This window comes from Streptomyces sp. NPDC085524 (assembly GCF_044541755.1).
Classification (GTDB): Bacteria; Actinomycetota; Actinomycetes; order Streptomycetales; family Streptomycetaceae; genus Streptomyces.
In genome coordinates this window covers 113,879-131,310 of record NZ_JBITTH010000019.1, presented here as the reverse complement: position 1 = coordinate 131,310, position 17,432 = coordinate 113,879, and the positions used below count along the sequence as shown (strand labels likewise).

Below are 17,432 nucleotides of genomic sequence, written 5' to 3'. Positions count from 1 at the left end.
CGCCCCCGGCAACGGCGCCGCACGAACCCGCCAAGCGGCCCTACCCCCCGGCCCCCACGGGAAGCACCGCCGACACCTTGAACCCACCCGCATCCGTCGGCCCGGACACGAACACCCCGCCCAGCCCCAGCACCCGCTCCCGCATCCCCACCAGCCCGTTCCCCCCACTGGGAAGCCCCGGCTCGGCGGCGCTCCCGTCACACGGCCCGTTCTCCACCTGCATCGCCACCTCCCCCTCCCGGTGCGCGAGCCGTACGACGACCCGCGCGCCCGGCGCGTGCTTGTGGCAGTTGGTCAGCGCCTCCTGCACCACCCGGTAGGCCGTCTGCTCCACCTCCGCCGCATACGCGGCCGCCGCCTCCCCGTGCACCACCATCTCCACGGCCATCCCCGCCACCCGGGACTGCCCGACCAGCGCCTCCAGCTCACCGAGCGAAGGCCCGTCCTCGAAACCCGAGCCCGAGCCCGAGCCCCCCACCAGCGCCACGGAGACGGCAGCAGCCACCGGGACGGCCCTGACCGGCTCCTCCCGCCGCAAGACCCCGAGCATCTCCCGAAGCTCCGTCAGCGCCTGCCGCCCCATGTCACCCACCAGCGCCGCGTTCTTCGCCGCCCGCACCGGATCCTTCGCGGCCACCGCCTCCAGCGCCGCCGCGTGCACCACCATCAGCGACACCCGGTGCGCGACCACGTCGTGCATCTCCCGCGCGATCCGGGTCCGCTCCTCCGTACGGGCCCACTCGGCCCGCTCCTCCGCCCGGTCCGCCAGCAGCGACAGCTCCCGCTCCAGCGAGTCCGCCCGCTCCTGGAGGCTCTCCATCAGGCGCCGCCGGGCCCCGATGTACAGCCCGAGCAGCACCGGCGGCACGGTCAGCGCCACCGCCACGAAGACGGACAGCATGAGCACGAACGTACGGCCGGCCTCCGTGTCCCCGCTGGTCCGCAGGTACATCACGGCGAAGGTCGCAACCAGCGCCATCGAGGTCAGCGTGGCGGTGATCCGGCGGGGCACCTCGGAGGAGGCCACCGTGTACAGGCCCACCACCCCGAGCATGAACCCCATCACGGCCGGGGTCACACCGATCCCCACCAGCACCACGGCGACCGGCCACCGCCGCCGCACCACGAGGGTGGCCCCCACCACCAGCCCGAACAGCACCCCGACCGCGGTCGGCACCCCCGCCTCGTGGGCGAAGGACACGCCCTCCCACCCGCACTCGACGGCGGACGCGACACCGAGGGCCACGTCCACCACGACATCCCGCCGCCGCCCCCACCACCACACAGGCGGCCCGGCGCGGCCTTCCACATCCCCCGTACTGGTCATGCCGACCAGCGTACGCAGGGGCCCCAGCACACGGTCGACCGGAATTCCGGCAAACCCCGGGTAATCGCACATACGACTGAATAGCCCGGAATCCGAGACCCGAATCCCGAATTCCGGACGACATTGAACCCATGACCGAAATCCGACGTCGCCCCGGCGACGGCACCGGCGGACTCCGCCACGGCACCACGACCTTCGAATCCCTCCGCGAGCAGGCGGTGTCCCTGCGCCGCGAGGGCCTCAGCCGCCGCCAGATCCGCGACCGCCTGCACGTCCACAACAACGAAATCCTGAACCGCCTCCTGGACGGCGAGCCGGCCCCCGAGTGGACCGAGCGGCCGAACGCCAAGGACGACCTCCGCGCGAAGGCCCGGGACCTCCGCCTCCAGGGCCTCACGTACGACCAGATCCAGGTCGAGCTGGGCTGCTCGAAGAGCTCGATCTCCCTCTGGGGCCGCGACCTCCCGAAACCGGAACGCACGCGCACCGCCGAAGAGAGGTCGGCCATGGCCAAGCGAGGGTGGGAGCGCACCCTCGAGACGCGCGACGAGGAAAGGCGCCGAGCCAAACAGGAGGCGGCCGCCGAGATCGAGACCCTCTCGGACCGAGAACTGTTCGTCCTGGGCGTCGGCCTCTACTGGGCCGAGGGGACCAAGGACAAGGCGTACGACCGCCGCGAACGCGTGATCTTCGTGAACAGCGACCCGGACATGGTCCGCGTCTACCTCGCCTGGCTGCGCCTGCTCGGCGTGGAGGACGAGCAGGTGCGGTACTCCGTCATGATCCACGAGACGGCCGACATCGCAGGGGCGGAGCAGTTCTGGATGGACTTCGCCGGTGCGGACGCCTCGCAATTCCTCAAGACAGCCATCAAGCGACACAACCCCAAGACCATCCGCAAGAACACCGGCGAGGACCACTACGGTTGCCTTGCCATTCGCGTCCTCCAAAGCGCCGGTCTGTACCGTCGCATCGAAGGCTGGTGGTGCGGCATAGTAGGGGCTACGTCCGAACCTGATCAACGGAATCGGACATAGAGGGCGAACCATCCCGGATCGTCTAAAGGCAGGACAAATGGTTTTGGTCCATTGAATGAGGGTTCGAATCCTTCTCCGGGAGCTCACAGAGCACTGATGCTCAGGTTCGGGTCCTGACCTCCAAGGTCAGGACCCGCCCTCGTTTCCGGCCCTTAACGCCCCGGTATCCTTCACGGGTCCACTCCCGAAAGCCGAAGGGCACACCCGTGAGCGCCAACCGCCCGGCAGCCGTCGTCGTACTCGCAGCGGGTGAAGGCACCCGCATGAAGTCGGCGACTCCGAAGGTTCTGCACGAGATCTGCGGGCGCTCGCTCGTCGGTCACGTCGTCGCCGCCTCCCGTGAGCTGGACCCCGAGCACCTCGTCGTGGTCGTCGGGCACGCCCGCGAGCAGGTCACCGCGCACCTCGCCGGCATCGACGCCGACGTCCGCACCGCCGTCCAGTACGAGCAGAACGGCACCGGGCACGCCGTCCGCATGGCCCTCGAAGAGCTCGGCGGCGCGCCGGACGGCACCGTGATCGTCGTCTGCGGCGACACCCCGCTCCTCACCGGCGAGACCCTGCGCCAGCTCGCCGCCACCCACACCGCCGACGGCAACGCCGTCACCGTGCTCACCGCCGAGGTGCCGGACTCCACCGGCTACGGCCGCATCGTCCGGGACTCGGAGAGCGGCGCCGTGAAGGCGATCGTCGAGCACAAGGACGCCACCGACGCCCAGCGCGCCATCCGGGAGATCAACTCCGGGGTCTTCGCCTTCGACGGGGCCCTGCTCGCCGACGCCCTCGGCAAGGTCCGCACGGACAACAGCCAGGGCGAGGAGTACCTCACCGACGTCCTCGGCATCCTGCGCGAGGCCGGCCACCGCGTCGGCGCGGCGGTCGGCGCCGACCACCGCCAGATCCTCGGGATCAACAACCGCGTGCAGCTCGCCGAGGCCCGGGCGCTCCTCAACGCTCGCCTGCTGGAGCAGGCGATGCTCGCGGGCGTGACGGTCGTCGACCCCGCGGGCACCTTCATCGACGTGACGGTGACTTTCGGCCAGGACGCGATCGTGCACCCCGGCACCCAGCTGCTCGGCGCCACGCACATCGGCGAGGGCGCCGAGGTCGGCCCGAACAGCCGGCTCAAGGACACCCAGGTGGGTGCGGGCGCCCGCGTGGACAACACGGTGGCCGACGGCGCGGTCATCGGCGCGCAGGCCACGGTCGGCCCGTTCGCGTACCTGCGCCCCGGCACGAACCTCGGTGCGAAGGCCAAGGCCGGTACGTACGTGGAGATGAAGAACGCGACGATCGGCGAGGGCACCAAGGTGCCGCACCTCTCCTACGTCGGGGACGCGACGATCGGCGAGTACAGCAACATCGGCGCCGCGAGCGTCTTCGTGAACTACGACGGTGAGCACAAGCACCACACCACCGTCGGCTCGCACTGTAAGACGGGTTCGGACAACATGTTTGTGGCACCCGTCACCATCGGGGACGGTGCCTACACGGCTGCCGGGTCCGTGATCACGAAGGACGTGCCGCCCGGCGCCCTGGCCGTGGCCCGGGGCCAGCAACGGAATATCGAGGGCTGGGTGGCTCGCAAGCGTCCGGGAAGCGCCGCGGCGACGGCGGCTCAATCGGCGGTCCAGGTGGACTCCGACGCCCGTTGAGGTGAACTGACCGGAAACGGGTACGTTCAGGACGGCGTACCGTGATAGGTGCCCCAATTCGGCTGGCTCACCGTGTGCGGGACGGACGCACATGGGGGCGAGCAGCTTTCAACACGTCTGAGGAGACAGTGCTGTGACCGGGATCAAGACGACCGGCGAGAAGAAGCTGATGCTCTTCTCCGGCCGCGCCCACCCCGAGCTGGCCGAGGAGGTCGCGCACCAGCTCGGTGTCGGCCTCGTGCCGACCAAGGCTTTCGACTTCGCGAACGGCGAGATCTACGTCCGTTTCCAGGAGTCGGCGCGCGGCGCGGACTGCTTCCTGATCCAGAGCCACACGGCTCCGATCAACAAGTGGATCATGGAGCAGCTGATCATGATCGACGCGCTGAAGCGCGCGTCGGCCCGCTCCATCACCGTGATCGTCCCGTCCTACGGGTACGCCCGTCAGGACAAGAAGCACAAGGGCCGCGAGCCGATCTCGGCCCGCCTGGTCGCCGATCTGCTGAAGACCGCGGGTGCGGACCGCATCCTGACGGTCGACCTGCACACGGACCAGATCCAGGGCTTCTTCGACGGCCCGGTGGACCACCTTTCGGCCCTGAACGTCCTCGCGGACTACGTGGGCGCGAAGGTGGACCGCTCGAAGCTGACGATCGTCTCCCCTGACGCCGGCCGCGTGCGCGTCGCCGACCGCTGGTGCGACCGCCTGGACGCGCCGCTGGCGATCGTGCACAAGCGCCGCGACAAGGACGTCGCCAACCAGGTGACGGTCCACGAGGTCGTCGGTGAGGTCAAGGGCCGCGTCTGCGTCCTGGTCGACGACATGATCGACACGGGTGGCACGATCTGCGCCGCTGCCGATGCGCTGTTCGCGCACGGTGCGGAGGACGTGATCGTGACGGCGACGCACGGCATCCTGTCGGGTCCGGCTGCGGACCGTCTGAAGAACTCCAAGGTCAGCGAGTTCGTGTTCACGAACACGCTGCCGGACCCGTCCGACCTGGAGCTCGACAAGATCACGGTGCTGTCGATCGCCCCGATGATCGCGCGTGCGGTGCGCGAGGTCTTCGAGGACGGTTCGGTCACCAGCCTGTTCGAAGAGGACCACTGAGCCTCTAGAAGATCCTTTTGAAGTGCGGCCTTCCCGCCGGGTAGACTCATGAAGTTGCTCGGCGAGGGAGGCCGCACTTTCGTGTGCGGGCACTCCGTTATCGACGCGCTCTTCGTAGCAGGCCGTTCCGGCCGGGTGACTTCGTCCTTTTTTCCGTCACCCCACGAGGAGTGAGCATGTCCGAGGTCAAGCTTTCCGCCACCCTGCGCGACACCTTCGGCAAGGGCTCTGCCCGCCAGGCCCGTCGCGACGCCCTGATCCCCGGCGTCATCTACGGTCACGGCAACGACCCGAAGCACGTCAACGTCGAGGCCCACGGCCTGGCGCTGGCGCTGCGTACCCCGAACGTCCTGATCTCCCTGGACATCGCGGGCGACGGCACCGAGCTGGTCATCCCGAAGGCCGTTCAGAAGCACCCGCTGAAGCGCTCGATCTCCCACGTCGACTTCCTGATCGTCAAGAAGGGCGAGAAGGTCACCGTCGACGTCGCGATCGTCACCGAGGGCGAGCTGGCCGCGGGCGGCAACATGCTGGAGACCCTCCAGAACACCGTCTCCGTCGAGGCCGAGGCCACCCACATCCCGACCGAGGTCACCGTCTCGATCGAGGGCCTGGAGGCCGGCGCCACCATCCACGCCAAGGACCTGGTCCTCCCGGCGGGCACCACCCTGGCCGTCGACGGCGACATCGCCGTCCTGCAGGTCGTCGCCCCGCAGGCCGAGGAGCCGGCCGCCGAGGCCGAGGGCACCGAGGCCTGAGTCTCGCCCTCACCCCTCAGCAGTTGCTGACCGACCGCCGTCCGGCTCCACTGGAGCGGGACGGCGGTCGTCTTCGTTTTCCAAGGCGGTAAGGAGCTATTGATGTCGGACGACGCGGCGACTCCCTGGCTGGTCGTGGGCCTGGGGAACCCGGGTGGCGAGTACGCGGGGAACCGGCACAACATCGGTTTCATGGTCGCGGACCTGCTGGCCGAGCGGATCGGCGGCAAGTTCAAGGCGCACAAGGCCCGTGCCCAGGTGGTGGAGGGCCGGATCGGGCCTCCGGGGCCGGCGAACCGCCGGGTGGTGCTGGCGAAGCCGATGTCCTTCATGAACCTGTCGGGGGGTCCGGTGACGGCCCTGCGCGACTTCTACAAGGTGCCGCTGGAGCGGGTCGTCGCGATCCATGACGAGCTGGACATCGACTATCCGACGCTGCGTCTGAAGCTGGGCGGCGGGGACAACGGCCACAACGGTCTGAAGTCGATGACGAAGTCGATGGGTGCGGACTACCACCGGGTGCGCTGCGGGATCGGGCGGCCGCCGGGCCGGATGCAGGTCGCGGACTTCGTGTTGAAGGACTTCTCCTCGACGGAGCGCAAGGAGCTGGACTGGTTCGTGGACCGGGCGGCCGATTCGGTGGAGTGCCTGATCACGGAGGGTCTGGAGCGGGCCCAGTCGGCGTACAACTCCTAGGGGGTGCGGGTCGGTCGGCGGAGTGGACCGACCGCGCCATTCCGGGCATAGGGCACACGGACCCCCAAGAGCACACGAATACTCGTGCGTACCTCTTGACCGCTGTGGGGCGGCGTCAGCAAGCTGGGCGGCGCCACCCCCACGGCCCCGTATCCCTCGCCCGTGCCAGAGGTGTCCCATGCCCATTCCCAGCCAGCGCTTGACGGCCACGGCGGTTGCCGCCGCGGCTTCCCTCGTGCTCGCCGCAGGTGCCGTGCCCGCTCTCGCGACCGACGCGTACACCGTTCCGCTGCATCAGGCGGTTCCCCTCACCGCGGCTTCCTTCGGTGAGAAGGAAGCGAAGTGTGCGGATGTCCCGTCGTCCAAGGACGGCTGGCACTTCGTGCTGCCGGGCGGCTCGACCGTTTTCAAGAAGCTGACGGTGACCTTCGAGCCGGGCGGCACGCAGGTGATCACCGTCTTCGGTCCGCCGTCGGAGAAGCACGCGTACGCGGCCTCCGCCGCCGGTGCCAAGCTCACGGCGGCCTCGGCGGTGGTCGAGGGCGGCTCGGTGGAGTGGTTCAACCTGTCGCACACCTGCCCGGCGGCGGTGACGCCGAGCGGTACGCCGTCGAAGACTCCGTCCGGCACTCCGTCGAAGACGCCGTCGCACACCCCGTCGCACACTCCGTCGAAGACGCCGTCGGGCAGCGCCTCGTCGTCGGCTTCGTCCTCGCCGTCGGCGAGCCGGAGCGGTGGCGGTACGCCGTCGGGGTCGGTCTCCCCGAGTTCCTCGGCGAGTTCTCCGGCTCCGGTCACGGGTGGCACCACGGGCGGCGGTGGTCTGGCGAGCACCGGTTCGGACCTGCCGGTGGCCCTGCTGTCGGCGATGGCCGCGGCGCTGGTGGCCGCCGGTGGGGTGCTCGTGGTGCGCCGTCGCCGCATGCGTTAGTCGCGACGCGTACGGGGAAGCCCCCGGCACCGACCACGGTGCGGGGGGCTTCCTCGTGACTGCGGTGGGTTCAGCCGGTGTTGCGCAGGCCGGCGGCGACGCCGTTGACGGTGAGCAGCAGGGCGCGGGCGAGGAGCGGGTCGGCTTCCTCGCCGCGGGCGGCGGCTGCGCGCTGGCGGGCCAGGAGGGAGACCTGGAGGTAGGAGATGGGGTCCAGGTAGGCGTCGCGTACGGCGAAGGTCTGCTGGAGCACCGGCTGGGAGTCGAGGAGCTTCTCGCCTCCGGTGATGCGCAGGACTTCGGCGACGGTGAGGGCGTGTTCGGCTTCGATGCGGTCGAAGACGTGCTTGAGCTCTTCGGGTACGAGGGTGTCGACGTAGTGGCGGGCGATCCGCAGGTCGGTCTTGGCCAGCGTCATCTCGACGTTGGAGAGGAAGTTGCGGAAGAAGTGCCAGCGCTCGCCCATTTCGCCGAGGACGTCCTCGTGACCGGCTTCGCGCAGGGCCTTGAGGCCGGAGCCGACTCCGTACCAGCCGGGGACGATCTGGCGGGACTGGGTCCAGCCGAAGACCCACGGGATGGCGCGCAGGCCGTCGAGGCCGGCGCCGGAGTCCGGGCGGCGGGAGGGGCGGGAGCCGAGGTGGAGGTCGGCGAGCTGGTCGACGGGGGTGGCGGCGAAGAAGTACGAGGGCAGGTCGGGGTCTTCGACGAGTTCGCGGTACGCGCCGTGGGCGGCCTCGGAGACGATGTCCATGGCCGCGTCCCAGCGGGTGAGGGCGTCCGGGGACTGGCGGGGTGCGGTGTGCAGGGCGGAGGCCTGGAGGGTGGCCGCGACGGTCAGCTCCAGGTTCTCGCGTGCCAGGGACGGGACGAGGTACTTGTCGGAGATGACCTCGCCCTGTTCGGTGACCTTGATCTCGCCTTCGAGGGTGCCCCAGGGCTGGGCGAGGATGGCGTCGTGGGAGGGGCCGCCGCCGCGGCCGACGGTGCCGCCGCGGCCGTGGAAGAGGCGCAGGCGGACGCCGTAGCGGTGGGCGACGTCGCGCAGGCGGCGCTGGGCGCGGTGGATTTCCCACTGGCTGGTGGTGATGCCGCCGAACTTGGAGGAGTCGGAGTAGCCGAGCATGACCTCCTGGACGTCTCCGCGGAGGGAGACGAGGCGCCGGTAGGAGGGGTCGGCGAGCATGTCGCCGAGGATGACGTCGGCGGCGCGGAGTTCGTCGGTGGTTTCCAGGAGCGGGACGATGCCGATCTTGGCCCAGCCGGCGTGGAGGTCGATGAGGCCGGCTTCGCGGGCGAGGACGGCGGCGGCGAAGACGTCGTCGGCGCCCTGGCACATCGAGATGATGTAGGACTCGATGACCTCGGGGCCGAACTTCTCGAAGGCGTCCTTGACGGCGAAGAAGACGCCGAGGGTCTTGTGTCCGGCGGGGTCGAGGGGTGCCGGGGTGGGTGCGAGGGGGCGGCGCGAGCGGAGTTCCTTGGCGAGGAGCTTCTGCCGGTAGTCGCGGGGCATGTCGGCGTAGCGCCAGGATTCCTCGCCGAGGCGGTCGAAGAGCTGGCCGAGTGCGTGGTGGTGGGCGTCGGCGTGTTCGCGGACGTCCATGGTGGCGAGCTGGAGGCCGAAGGCGGCCAGGGTGCGGATGGTGCGGTCCATGCGGCCGTCGGCGAAGAGGGCGCCGCGGTGTTCGCGCAGGGAGGTCTGGATGAGGGTGAGGTCGGTGAGGAGCTCGGCGGTGCCGAGGTAGTCGCGGCCTTCCTCGTGCGGGATGCCCTTGGCGAGGCGTTCGCGGGTGTTGAGGAGCTTCTGGCGGATGCAGGTGGCCTTGAGGCGGTACGGCTCCTCGGCGTTCAGCCGCTTGTAGCGCGGGCTGATCTCGGGGAGGCGTTCGAGGTCTGCCTGGAGGGAGGCGAGGAGTTCCTCGGTGGCTCCGGTGTAGCGGATGGAGTTGGAGAGGAGGCCGCGCAGGAAGTCGATGAGTTCGAGGGCGTCGGTGATGCCGTGTTCGTGCTGGAGGATCAGCACGTCGCGGGTGACGTCGGGGGTGACGTTGGGGTTGCCGTCGCGGTCGCCGCCGATCCAGGTGCCGAAGGTGAGGGGGCGGGTGCCGGCGGGGAGTTCGATGCCGACGCGCTGGAGTTCGGCGGCGAGGTCTTCGAGTACGTCGCCGACGGCGCCGGCGTGGAGCTCGTCGAGGTAGTAGATCGCGTTGCGGGCTTCGTCGGCGGGCTCGGGGCGGACGACGCGGAGTTCGTCGGTCTGCCAGACGAGGTCGATGTTCTCGGCGAGTCGCAGGTCGTGGCGGCGGCGGTCGCCGGCGCCGGTGACGGGCTCTTCCAGGAGGGCGGCGATGCGGCGCAGCTTGTTGAGGACGCTGCGTCGGGCTGCCTCGGTGGGGTGTGCGGTGAAGACGGGCCGGACGTTGAGGTTCTTGACGGTTTCGCGCAGGTGCTCGGGGTCGGCGTCCTTGAGCATGTCTGCGGTGCGGGCGAGGAGCCCGCCCTCGGCGGCGCGGTGGGCGCGGAGTTCCTTGCCGCGGTGCACCTGTTCGGTGACGTTGGCGAGGTGGAAGTAGGTGGAGAAGGCGCGCACGAGCTTGGCGGCGGTCTCCAGGTCGGTTTCGCCGAGGAGGGCGGCGGCGGCCTCTCCGTCGGTGCGGGTGAGTGCGCGCACGCGTTCGACGAGGTCGAGGAGGTCCTGGCCCTCCTGGCGTACGAGGGTTTCCCCGAGGAGGTCGCCGAGGCGGCGGATGTCCGCGCGCAGCTCTGCGTTCGCGGCGTCCGTGGTGTGGGCGGGGGCCTGGTCAGCACTGCTCACGGGTGCGGCTCCTTGCAGTGTTTCGAGCGCTACTGGGCGGTGGGCTCCCGACCGCGCGCAGCGCTGCTGCTTCCTGATGCGCAGCTCGGGCTGCCCGTGCGGACCGCGCTGTCCGCCGGGGACAGGATAGGTGTCCCGTGCTTGTGCCTGGGCAAATGTCTCACCAGACGGCAGGTGGGCGGCTTGCGCGGCGGGTGTCGCGGGCCGGTCTTGGGCCGGTCGTGGGGCCGGTCGTGGCGCACGGGTCGTCGTGCTTTTGCGCGCCCCGGCCGCGCGCCTGTTGCCCCGGGGTCCGCCTTTGCCATACTTACGATGCCGTAGGTTACGCATCCGTAACCTCGGGGCCTGCCGACTTCTCACCCTCAGGGGACCTCCATGACCACCAGTCCCGATCTGATCGAGGACGTGTCCGCGTCCTCCGACGGGTCTGCGCCGTCCGCGACTCTCGGCGGCGAGAACAAGCGGTCCATCGAACAGATCGCCCTGCTCCTGTTCATCACCGTTCCTTTCGTGGCGCTGCTGGCGGCGGTTCCGCTGGCCTGGGGCTGGGGGGTGAGCTGGCTGGACCTCGGGCTGATGGTGTTCATGTACTTCCTGGCGTGCCACGGGATCACCGTCGGCTTCCACCGGTACTTCACGCACGGTTCCTTCAAGGCGAAGCGGCCGCTGCGGATCGTGCTCGCGGTGATGGGTTCGATGGCGGTGGAGGGGCCCCTGGTGCGGTGGGTGGCCGATCACCGCAAGCACCACAAGTACTCCGATCACGAGGGGGACCCGCATTCGCCGTGGCGGTTCGGGGAGACCGTGCCGGCGCTGATGAAGGGCCTGTGGTGGGCGCACATCGGATGGCTGTTCGACGAGGAGCAGACGGATCAGCAGAAGTACGCTCCCGACCTGATCAAGGACCCGGCGATCCGGCGCATCTCGCGCGACTTCATCTACTGGACGATGTTCTCGCTGGCGATCCCGCCGCTGGTCGGCGGTCTGGTGACGATGTCGTGGTGGGGTGCGTTCACGGCGTTCTTCTGGGGTTCGCTGGTGCGGGTCGCGCTGCTGCACCACGTGACGTGGTCGATCAATTCGATCTGCCACGCCGTGGGCAGGCGTCCGTTCAAGTCGCGTGACCGTTCGGGCAACGTGTGGTGGCTGGCCGTGCTCTCCTGCGGCGAGTCCTGGCACAACCTGCACCACGCGGACCCGACGTCGGCCCGCCACGGCGTGCTGCGCGGGCAGGTCGACTCCAGTGCGCGCCTGATCCGCTGGTGCGAGCAGCTGGGCTGGGCCACCGACGTGCGCTGGCCTTCGGCGGCCCGCATCGACGCCCGGCGCAGGGAAACCGCGTCGAACGCGGCATGATGGGGGACGTGGCGATCGACGGCGGTAATACCAGCAGTGACAAGCCCAGGCGTGGACGCCGGGTGCGGATGACGGGCGCCGAGCGGCGCCAGCAGCTGCTGGACATCGGCCGGACGCTGTTCGCGGAGAAGGGCTTCGAGGGCACCTCGGTGGAGGAGATCGCGGCGAAGGCCGGGGTGTCCAAGCCGGTGGTGTACGAGCACTTCGGCGGCAAGGAGGGCCTGTACGCGGTCGTCGTGGACCGTGAGATGCGCCAGCTGCTGGACGGGGTGACGGGCGCGCTGACGGCCGGGCACCCGCGGGAGCTGCTGGAGCAGGCGGCCTTCGCGCTGCTGGACTACATCGAGTCCTACACGGACGGCTTCCGCATCCTCGTCCGCGATTCCCCGGTCGCGCAGTCGACCGGCACCTTCGCCTCGCTGATCAGCGACATCGCCACGCAGGTCGAGGACATCCTGGGTCTGGAGTTCAAGGCCCGGGGCTTCGATCCGAAGCTGGCCCCGCTGTACGCGCAGGCGCTGGTCGGGATGGTGGCGCTGACGGGGCAGTGGTGGCTGGACGTGCGCAGGCCCAAGAAGGCGGAGGTGGCCGCGCACCTGGTGAACCTGGCCTGGCACGGCCTGGACGGTCTGGAGTCGAAGCCGCACCTGGTGGGCCGCCGCAAGAACTGAGCGCGTGCCCCGTGGACGCGACGGCGCCCCGTCACCGGAGATCCGGTGGCGGGGCGCCGTCGCGTGGTGCGGTCCGCTGCGCTCAGGCGCAGGATTCCAGGGTGTGGGGTTCCAGGAATTCGAGCCGGTTGCCGACGGGGTCCTCGGAGTAGAAGCGGCGGTGCCCGGGCAGGTTGTCGTCCCAGACGACCTTGGCGCCCCGCTCCTCCAGTCTGCTCGCGTACTCCGCGATGCCGGTCACGCGCAGCCCGGGGTGGGCCTTGCGGGCGGGCCGGAAGTCCTCCTCGACGCCGAGGTGCAGCTGTACGGGTCCGGCGGCGAACCAGCAGCCGCCGCGGGCGGCGAGGACGGGCGGTTTGGGGATCTCGGTCATCCCGAGGACGTGCGTGTAGTACGCGCGCAGCAGGGCCTCGGATCCGGGCGGGGCGGCGAGTTGTACGTGGTCGACGGCGGTCAGCATGGTCAGGCCTCCTTGCGGGCTACGGCGAAGATGCGGCGGAAGGGGAACACGGTGCCGCGCGGTCCGGGCGGGTAGGCCTCGCGCAGCCGGTCGCGGTACTCGGCGAGGAAGGTGCGGACGGCCTCTTCGTCGTCGCCGAGGGCGGTGAGGACCGGCCTGAGGGCGGTGCCCTTGACCCAGTCGAGGACGGGGTCGGGGCCTTGGAGCAGCTGGTGGTAGGTGGTCTCCCAGACGTCCACGGTGCAGCCCAGTTCGGTGAAGCGGGCGAGGTACTCGGCGGGTTCGAGGAGGTGGATGTAGCGGGCTCCGTGGCCGGCGAGCCGGGCGCGCCAGCGCGGGGTGTCGCAGAGCTCGGCGAGCAGGGCGTGGCTGGGGGCGGTGAAGTTGGCGGGGATCTGGAAGGCGAAGGTGCCGCCGGGGCGCAGTCCGTTGATCCAGGCGCCGAAGGAGCCGGGGTGGCTGGGGACCCATTGGAGGGCGGCGTTGGAGACGATCAGGTCGTATGGCTCGTCGGGCAGCCAGGAGGCGAGGTCCGCGTGGTGGAAGTCGAGGCAGCCGCCGCCTGGGGTGGGGCCGGCGTGTTCCTGTTCGGCGCGGTGGAGCATCTCCGGGGACAGGTCGAAGCCGGTGATCTTGGCGTCGGGCCAGCGGTCGGCGAGGAGGGCGGTGACGTTGCCGGGGCCGCAGCCGAGGTCGGCGATGCGGGCGGGGTCGGTGGGGAGCTCGGGTATGCGGGTCAGCAGGTCCAGGAAGGGCCTGGTGCGGTGGCCTGAGTGCCGGAGGTACTGCTGGGGATCCCAGGTGGGTGCGGACGGCGCGGTGGACGTGGGGGTCCCGGCGCGCGCGGTATCGGAATACATGTTCGAGCCTCCCTGCTGGCGGGGCGGTCGGAAGCGGAATCAGTTCCGGGACGCTCCATGCCCCACCCTCGCAGCAATTATATCTCGACGTCAAGATAGTTGTGGTCAAGAAGCTTGATGTGAAGAGACTTCATGTCGACAGACCCCTTACACTGATCGGCATGGAGGACGAGGTCGACCGACTGGTAGCGGCATGGCGCCGGGAGCGCCCTGACCTCGACGTGGAACCGCTTGAGGTACTGAGCCGCGTCAGCAGGCTCGCGCGCCACCTCGACCGCGCCCGCAGGCTGGCCTTCTCCGAGCACGGCCTGGAGCCCTGGGAGTTCGACGTACTGACCTCCCTGCGGCGCGCCGGAGCCCCCTACCAGCTCTCCCCCGGCCAGCTCCTGACGCAGACCCTGGTCACCTCCGGCACCATGACCAACCGCATCGACCGGCTCGCCAAGAAGGGCCTCGTCGAACGCCTCCCGGACCCCAGCGACCGCCGGGGGGTCCTCGTGCGGCTCACCCCCGAGGGCCGCGACCGCGCCGACCAGGCCCTCGCCGGGCTGCTGGCCCAGGAGCGGGCGATCCTCGCCCAGCTCTCCCGGCACGAACGGGCGGATCTCGCCGGGCTGCTACGCCAGTTGACCGCTCCGTTCGACAACGTCCCCGGCTAGCCCCAGATCGGCCGGCCGTACGCCCGCGCGCCGGGCCAGGGCCACCGCGGCGAGGGTGGAGTGCACGCCCAGCTTGCCCAGCACGTTCTGCATGTGCGTCCGGACGGTGTGCGGGGACAGGAACAGCCGCGCCGCCACGTCCTTGCGGCCCAGCCCCGCCACCATGCAGCGCAGCACCTCGTGCTCGCGCGGGGTCAGCGACTCGACCAGCCGCTCGCTGTCCGTACGGTGCTTGCGCGCGGCCGTCAGCTCGCGCAGCACCCCGGTGAGCAGCGCGGGCGGCAGATGCGTCTCCTCGCGCAGGACCCCGCGGACGACGGCCAGCAGCCGCGAGAGCGAGCAGTCCTTGGCCACCCAGCCCGAGGCACCCGCCTGGAGCGCGTGCGCGGCCCGGCGCGGGTCGTCGCGCTCGGCGAGGACGACCGTGCGCACTCCGGGGTGGGAGCCCCGCACGGTGGCGACCAGCGCGATCCCGTCCGCGCCCGGCGGCGCGGCCCCGGAGACGGAGCCGGAGCCCGGCTCCCGCTGGGCGGGCACCACCCCGGGGGTCCCGGAGGCGCCCGGGGCCCCGGCCGCGGCGGCCAGGTCGGCGTCGACGAGCAGGACGTCGAAGCGGCGGCCCTCGGCCACCGCGCGTTCGAGGCAGCGCAGGGCGGCCGGACCGCTGCCGGCCGCGGACACGTCCACGTCCGGCTCGGCCGCGAGCGCGGCTGCGAGCGATTCGGCGAAGATGCGGTGATCGTCGACGACGAGAACCCGGATACGAGCCACAAAACCCCCAAGGGTCGGGGAACGGACGACGGCGGGTACGGCGCCCGGACCGGGTGATCCGCAGCTGCCCCGGCCGCCGCCGTGACATCACTGCACTACCCCGGACCGGACGTCGTACCCGACTTGTCTCGACCCCTGAATCAACACCGGCCCCCACCGGTGTCACGCATCAGCGTAGGGCCGGGGGCGGCTCGCGGTTGGCCGAATAGCAGAAGTTTTTCCCGCGATTTTCCCGCGGGAACGACCCGAACAGGCTTTGTGGTGGCTTGAATTCGACTGCACCGAAGGTCCGGATGGCGGCATCCGCACCGGCGTGTGCCACGGGCAGTTGCACGGGGAGCATTTCACCCGGCGTGTGCACGCCGGGCGCCCGCGCACAGCGCCCGCCCACCGCGCGTGGCGGTCGTGCACGCGCCCCCCGCACCGGCAGGTGCGGGGGGCGCGTGGGAAAGCGGATGAGCGGGGTGGTTCAGGAGGCGTCCCTGCGCGCGAAGTTCCACGCGTCCGTGATGATGCCGGTGAGGTCCGTGCGGCTCGGGGTCCAGCCCAGACGCTCGTGGGCCGTGCGCGCGGAGGCCACCAGCTTCGCCGGGTCGCCGGCCCGCCGCGGGGCGACGACCTCGGGGATCTCGTGGCCGGTCACCTTGCGGACGGTCTCGACGACCTCGCGCACCGAGAACCCGCTGCCGTTGCCCAGGTTGCAGATCAGGTGCTCGCCCGCGGCGGCGTTCTCCAGCGCGGCCAGGTGGGCCTCCGCCAGGTCGGCCACGTGGATGTAGTCGCGGACGCAGGTGCCGTCCGGGGTCGGGTAGTCCTCGCCGTACACCGAGATAGACTCCCGCTCGCCCAGCGCGACCTGGAGCACCAGCGGGATCAGGTGGGTCTCGGGGGTGTGCCGCTCGCCGAACTCCTTGTAGGCGCCGGCCACGTTGAAGTAGCGCAGGGACACCGCGGCCAGGCCGTGCGCCACGCACTCCCCCGCGATCATGTGGTCGACGGCCAGCTTCGAGGCGCCGTACGGGTTGGTCGGCGCGGTCACCGAGGCCTCGGTCAGCAGGCCCTCCGTCGGCTCGCCGTAGGTGGCGGCGGTGGAGGAGAACACCAGCTTGGCCACGCCCGCCGCGCGCATCGCGGCCAGCAGGGCGAGGGTGCCGCCGACGTTGTTCTCCCAGTACTTGCCCGGGTTCACCACGGACTCGCCGACCTGCGAGGAGGCCGCGAAGTGCAGGACGCCGTCGAAGGAGCCGTCCACGTACTGCGCGGCGTCCTGGATCCGGCCCTCGATGAAGGAGGCGCCCGCCGGGACGCCCTCGCGGAAGCCCGTGCTGAGGTCGTCGAGGACGGTCACCTCGTGCCCCGCCTCCAGCAGGTGCGCCGCGACCACACTGCCGACGTATCCGGCGCCACCGGTTACCAGGTACTTGCTCACTCGACTACTGCCTCTCCCACGGGAACGCGCACGGGGGTACACGCGTGCTAGGAGACTGGCTTACCGGATGAGGCCGCTGCGGGGAAATCCGGGCCCCGGATCAGGCCTGCCCGGCCCCCCGCACCGGGGCCGCCCGGTCCAGCAGGCCGGTACGGGCGGCCAGCGCGGCCGCCTCCAGCCGGGAGCCCACGCCCAGCTTCATGAGGACCCGCTGCACGTGCGTACGGGCGGTGCTCGGGGCGATGGCCATGCCCGCCGCGATCAGCCGGGTGTCCTCGCCCTCCGCGACCCGCACGAGCACCTCCACCTCGCGCGGGGTCAGCAGCCGCAGCAGCCTGCTGCCCTCGTCGTCGGGCTGCGCTGCGGGGTTCAGGAGCTCCGCGAACGCCCCCTGGAGCAGTTGGGGCGCGATCGCCGGCTCCCCCGCCCGCGCCTTGGCCAGGGCGCGCTCCACGCCCTCGATCCGCTCGTCCTGGCGCACGTACCCCGAGGCGCCCGCGGCGAAGGCGGCGGCGATGCCGCGCGGGCTGGGCACCGGGCCCAGGACGACCACGGCGATCTGCGGGCGCTCCCGCTTGATCCGCACGACGGGCTCGAAGGCACCGGGTTCGGCGGGGGTCGCGGTCCCCAGCAGGCAGACCTCGGGGGCCCGGCTGATGACCAGTTCGGCGGCGCCCGCGGCCGGGGCGGCGGCCGCCAGCACCCGGTGGCCGCGCAGTTTCAGGGCAGAGGCGAGCGCCTCGGCCAGCAGCCGGTGGTCGTCGACCACCACGACGCGTACGCCCATTGAGGCACCCACCCCCGAATCATCTGACCCGGCAAGCTACACGCTTGTTCGACGGTGCGCGCCGGTATCCGCACAGAAGCCCCCGGAAGGACGGACCTTCCGGGGG

General features: G+C 70.8%; 16 protein-coding genes and 1 tRNA gene. 10 read left to right on the top strand and 7 right to left on the bottom strand.

The features are described from left to right. Positions 1-40 precede the first annotated feature (40 nt). Complete coding sequence (locus ACIGFK_RS27365) at positions 41-1,327, bottom strand: sensor histidine kinase (protein WP_386465082.1); 1,287 nt, start codon at positions 1,325-1,327, stop codon at positions 41-43. A 131-nt stretch (positions 1,328-1,458) separates the two neighbouring features. On the opposite strand from ACIGFK_RS27365, the gene ACIGFK_RS27360 reads away from it, so the two are divergent. The 7 genes from ACIGFK_RS27360 to ACIGFK_RS27330 all read left to right on the top strand — a co-directional run bounded on the left by ACIGFK_RS27360 (position 1,459) and on the right by ACIGFK_RS27330 (position 7,515). Next, positions 1,459-2,364, top strand: coding sequence for a hypothetical protein (locus tag ACIGFK_RS27360; RefSeq protein ID WP_400053935.1), 906 nt, complete (start codon positions 1,459-1,461; stop codon positions 2,362-2,364). A gap of 11 nt (positions 2,365-2,375) precedes the next feature. Then, positions 2,376-2,446, top strand: a tRNA-Gln gene (locus ACIGFK_RS27355). A 124-nt stretch (positions 2,447-2,570) separates the two neighbouring features. Then, positions 2,571-4,019, top strand: a complete 1,449-nt coding sequence (gene glmU, locus ACIGFK_RS27350; protein WP_376659816.1) for a bifunctional UDP-N-acetylglucosamine diphosphorylase/glucosamine-1-phosphate N-acetyltransferase GlmU — start codon at positions 2,571-2,573, stop codon at positions 4,017-4,019. A 133-nt stretch (positions 4,020-4,152) separates the two neighbouring features. Continuing rightward, positions 4,153-5,130 (top strand): ribose-phosphate diphosphokinase, encoded by a 978-nt coding sequence (locus ACIGFK_RS27345; RefSeq protein WP_376659817.1) that lies wholly within the window; start codon positions 4,153-4,155, stop codon positions 5,128-5,130. 176 nt (positions 5,131-5,306) lie between these two features. Further along, the gene (locus ACIGFK_RS27340; RefSeq protein WP_376659818.1) at positions 5,307-5,888 is read left to right on the top strand and encodes a 50S ribosomal protein L25/general stress protein Ctc; all 582 of its coding nucleotides are present in this window, start codon (positions 5,307-5,309) and stop codon (positions 5,886-5,888) included. A 102-nt stretch (positions 5,889-5,990) separates the two neighbouring features. After that, the gene (pth, locus tag ACIGFK_RS27335; protein ID WP_376659819.1) at positions 5,991-6,584 is read left to right on the top strand and encodes an aminoacyl-tRNA hydrolase; all 594 of its coding nucleotides are present in this window, start codon (positions 5,991-5,993) and stop codon (positions 6,582-6,584) included. 178 nt (positions 6,585-6,762) lie between these two features. Continuing rightward, positions 6,763-7,515, top strand: coding sequence for an LPXTG cell wall anchor domain-containing protein (locus ACIGFK_RS27330; RefSeq protein ID WP_400053932.1), 753 nt, complete (start codon positions 6,763-6,765; stop codon positions 7,513-7,515). 70 nt (positions 7,516-7,585) lie between these two features. Here the strand turns inward: ACIGFK_RS27330 and ppc are convergent, their stop codons facing one another. Next, positions 7,586-10,333: a phosphoenolpyruvate carboxylase gene (gene ppc / locus ACIGFK_RS27325; protein WP_376662262.1), complete on the bottom strand. Its 2,748-nt coding sequence runs from the start codon at positions 10,331-10,333 to the stop codon at positions 7,586-7,588. Positions 10,334-10,708: 375 nt separating this feature from the next. Here ppc and ACIGFK_RS27320 point away from each other — a divergent pair, with 375 nt between their 5' ends. Continuing rightward, positions 10,709-11,689, top strand: coding sequence for an acyl-CoA desaturase (locus ACIGFK_RS27320; protein ID WP_376662263.1), 981 nt, complete (start codon positions 10,709-10,711; stop codon positions 11,687-11,689). Continuing rightward, positions 11,689-12,360 (top strand): TetR family transcriptional regulator, encoded by a 672-nt coding sequence (locus ACIGFK_RS27315; RefSeq protein ID WP_376662264.1) that lies wholly within the window; start codon positions 11,689-11,691, stop codon positions 12,358-12,360. The genes ACIGFK_RS27320 and ACIGFK_RS27315 overlap by 1 nt, the downstream gene beginning before the upstream one ends. An 82-nt stretch (positions 12,361-12,442) precedes the next feature. Here ACIGFK_RS27315 and ACIGFK_RS27310 read toward each other — a convergent pair whose 3' ends face one another. Then, positions 12,443-12,820 carry a VOC family protein gene (locus tag ACIGFK_RS27310; RefSeq protein WP_386465068.1) on the bottom strand — a complete coding sequence of 126 codons (378 nt, stop codon included), beginning with the start codon at positions 12,818-12,820 and terminating at the stop codon, positions 12,443-12,445. Between the two features lie 2 nt (positions 12,821-12,822). Further along, a complete protein-coding gene (locus ACIGFK_RS27305) occupies positions 12,823-13,680 on the bottom strand; it encodes a trans-aconitate 2-methyltransferase (RefSeq protein WP_386465065.1) in 858 nt (285 codons plus the stop codon). Positions 13,681-13,841: 161 nt separating this feature from the next. Between ACIGFK_RS27305 and ACIGFK_RS27300 the strand changes: the two genes are divergently transcribed. Continuing rightward, the gene (locus ACIGFK_RS27300; RefSeq protein ID WP_376661331.1) at positions 13,842-14,339 is read left to right on the top strand and encodes a MarR family winged helix-turn-helix transcriptional regulator; all 498 of its coding nucleotides are present in this window, start codon (positions 13,842-13,844) and stop codon (positions 14,337-14,339) included. On the opposite strand, the gene ACIGFK_RS27295 is transcribed toward ACIGFK_RS27300, so the two are convergent. From ACIGFK_RS27295 to ACIGFK_RS27285, 3 genes are all read right to left on the bottom strand, one after another. Beyond that, on the bottom strand, positions 14,298-15,110 hold the full coding sequence (locus tag ACIGFK_RS27295; protein WP_376661330.1) for a LuxR C-terminal-related transcriptional regulator: 813 nt from the start codon (positions 15,108-15,110) through the stop codon (positions 14,298-14,300). The genes ACIGFK_RS27300 and ACIGFK_RS27295 overlap by 42 nt on opposite strands. 469 nt (positions 15,111-15,579) lie before the next feature. Then, entirely contained in the window at positions 15,580-16,539 is a 960-nt protein-coding gene (gene galE, locus ACIGFK_RS27290; protein WP_376661329.1) for a UDP-glucose 4-epimerase GalE, read from the bottom strand. A gap of 100 nt (positions 16,540-16,639) precedes the next feature. After that, positions 16,640-17,326 (bottom strand): response regulator transcription factor, encoded by a 687-nt coding sequence (locus tag ACIGFK_RS27285; RefSeq protein WP_386465144.1) that lies wholly within the window; start codon positions 17,324-17,326, stop codon positions 16,640-16,642. Between the last annotated feature and the right edge of the window lie 106 nt (positions 17,327-17,432).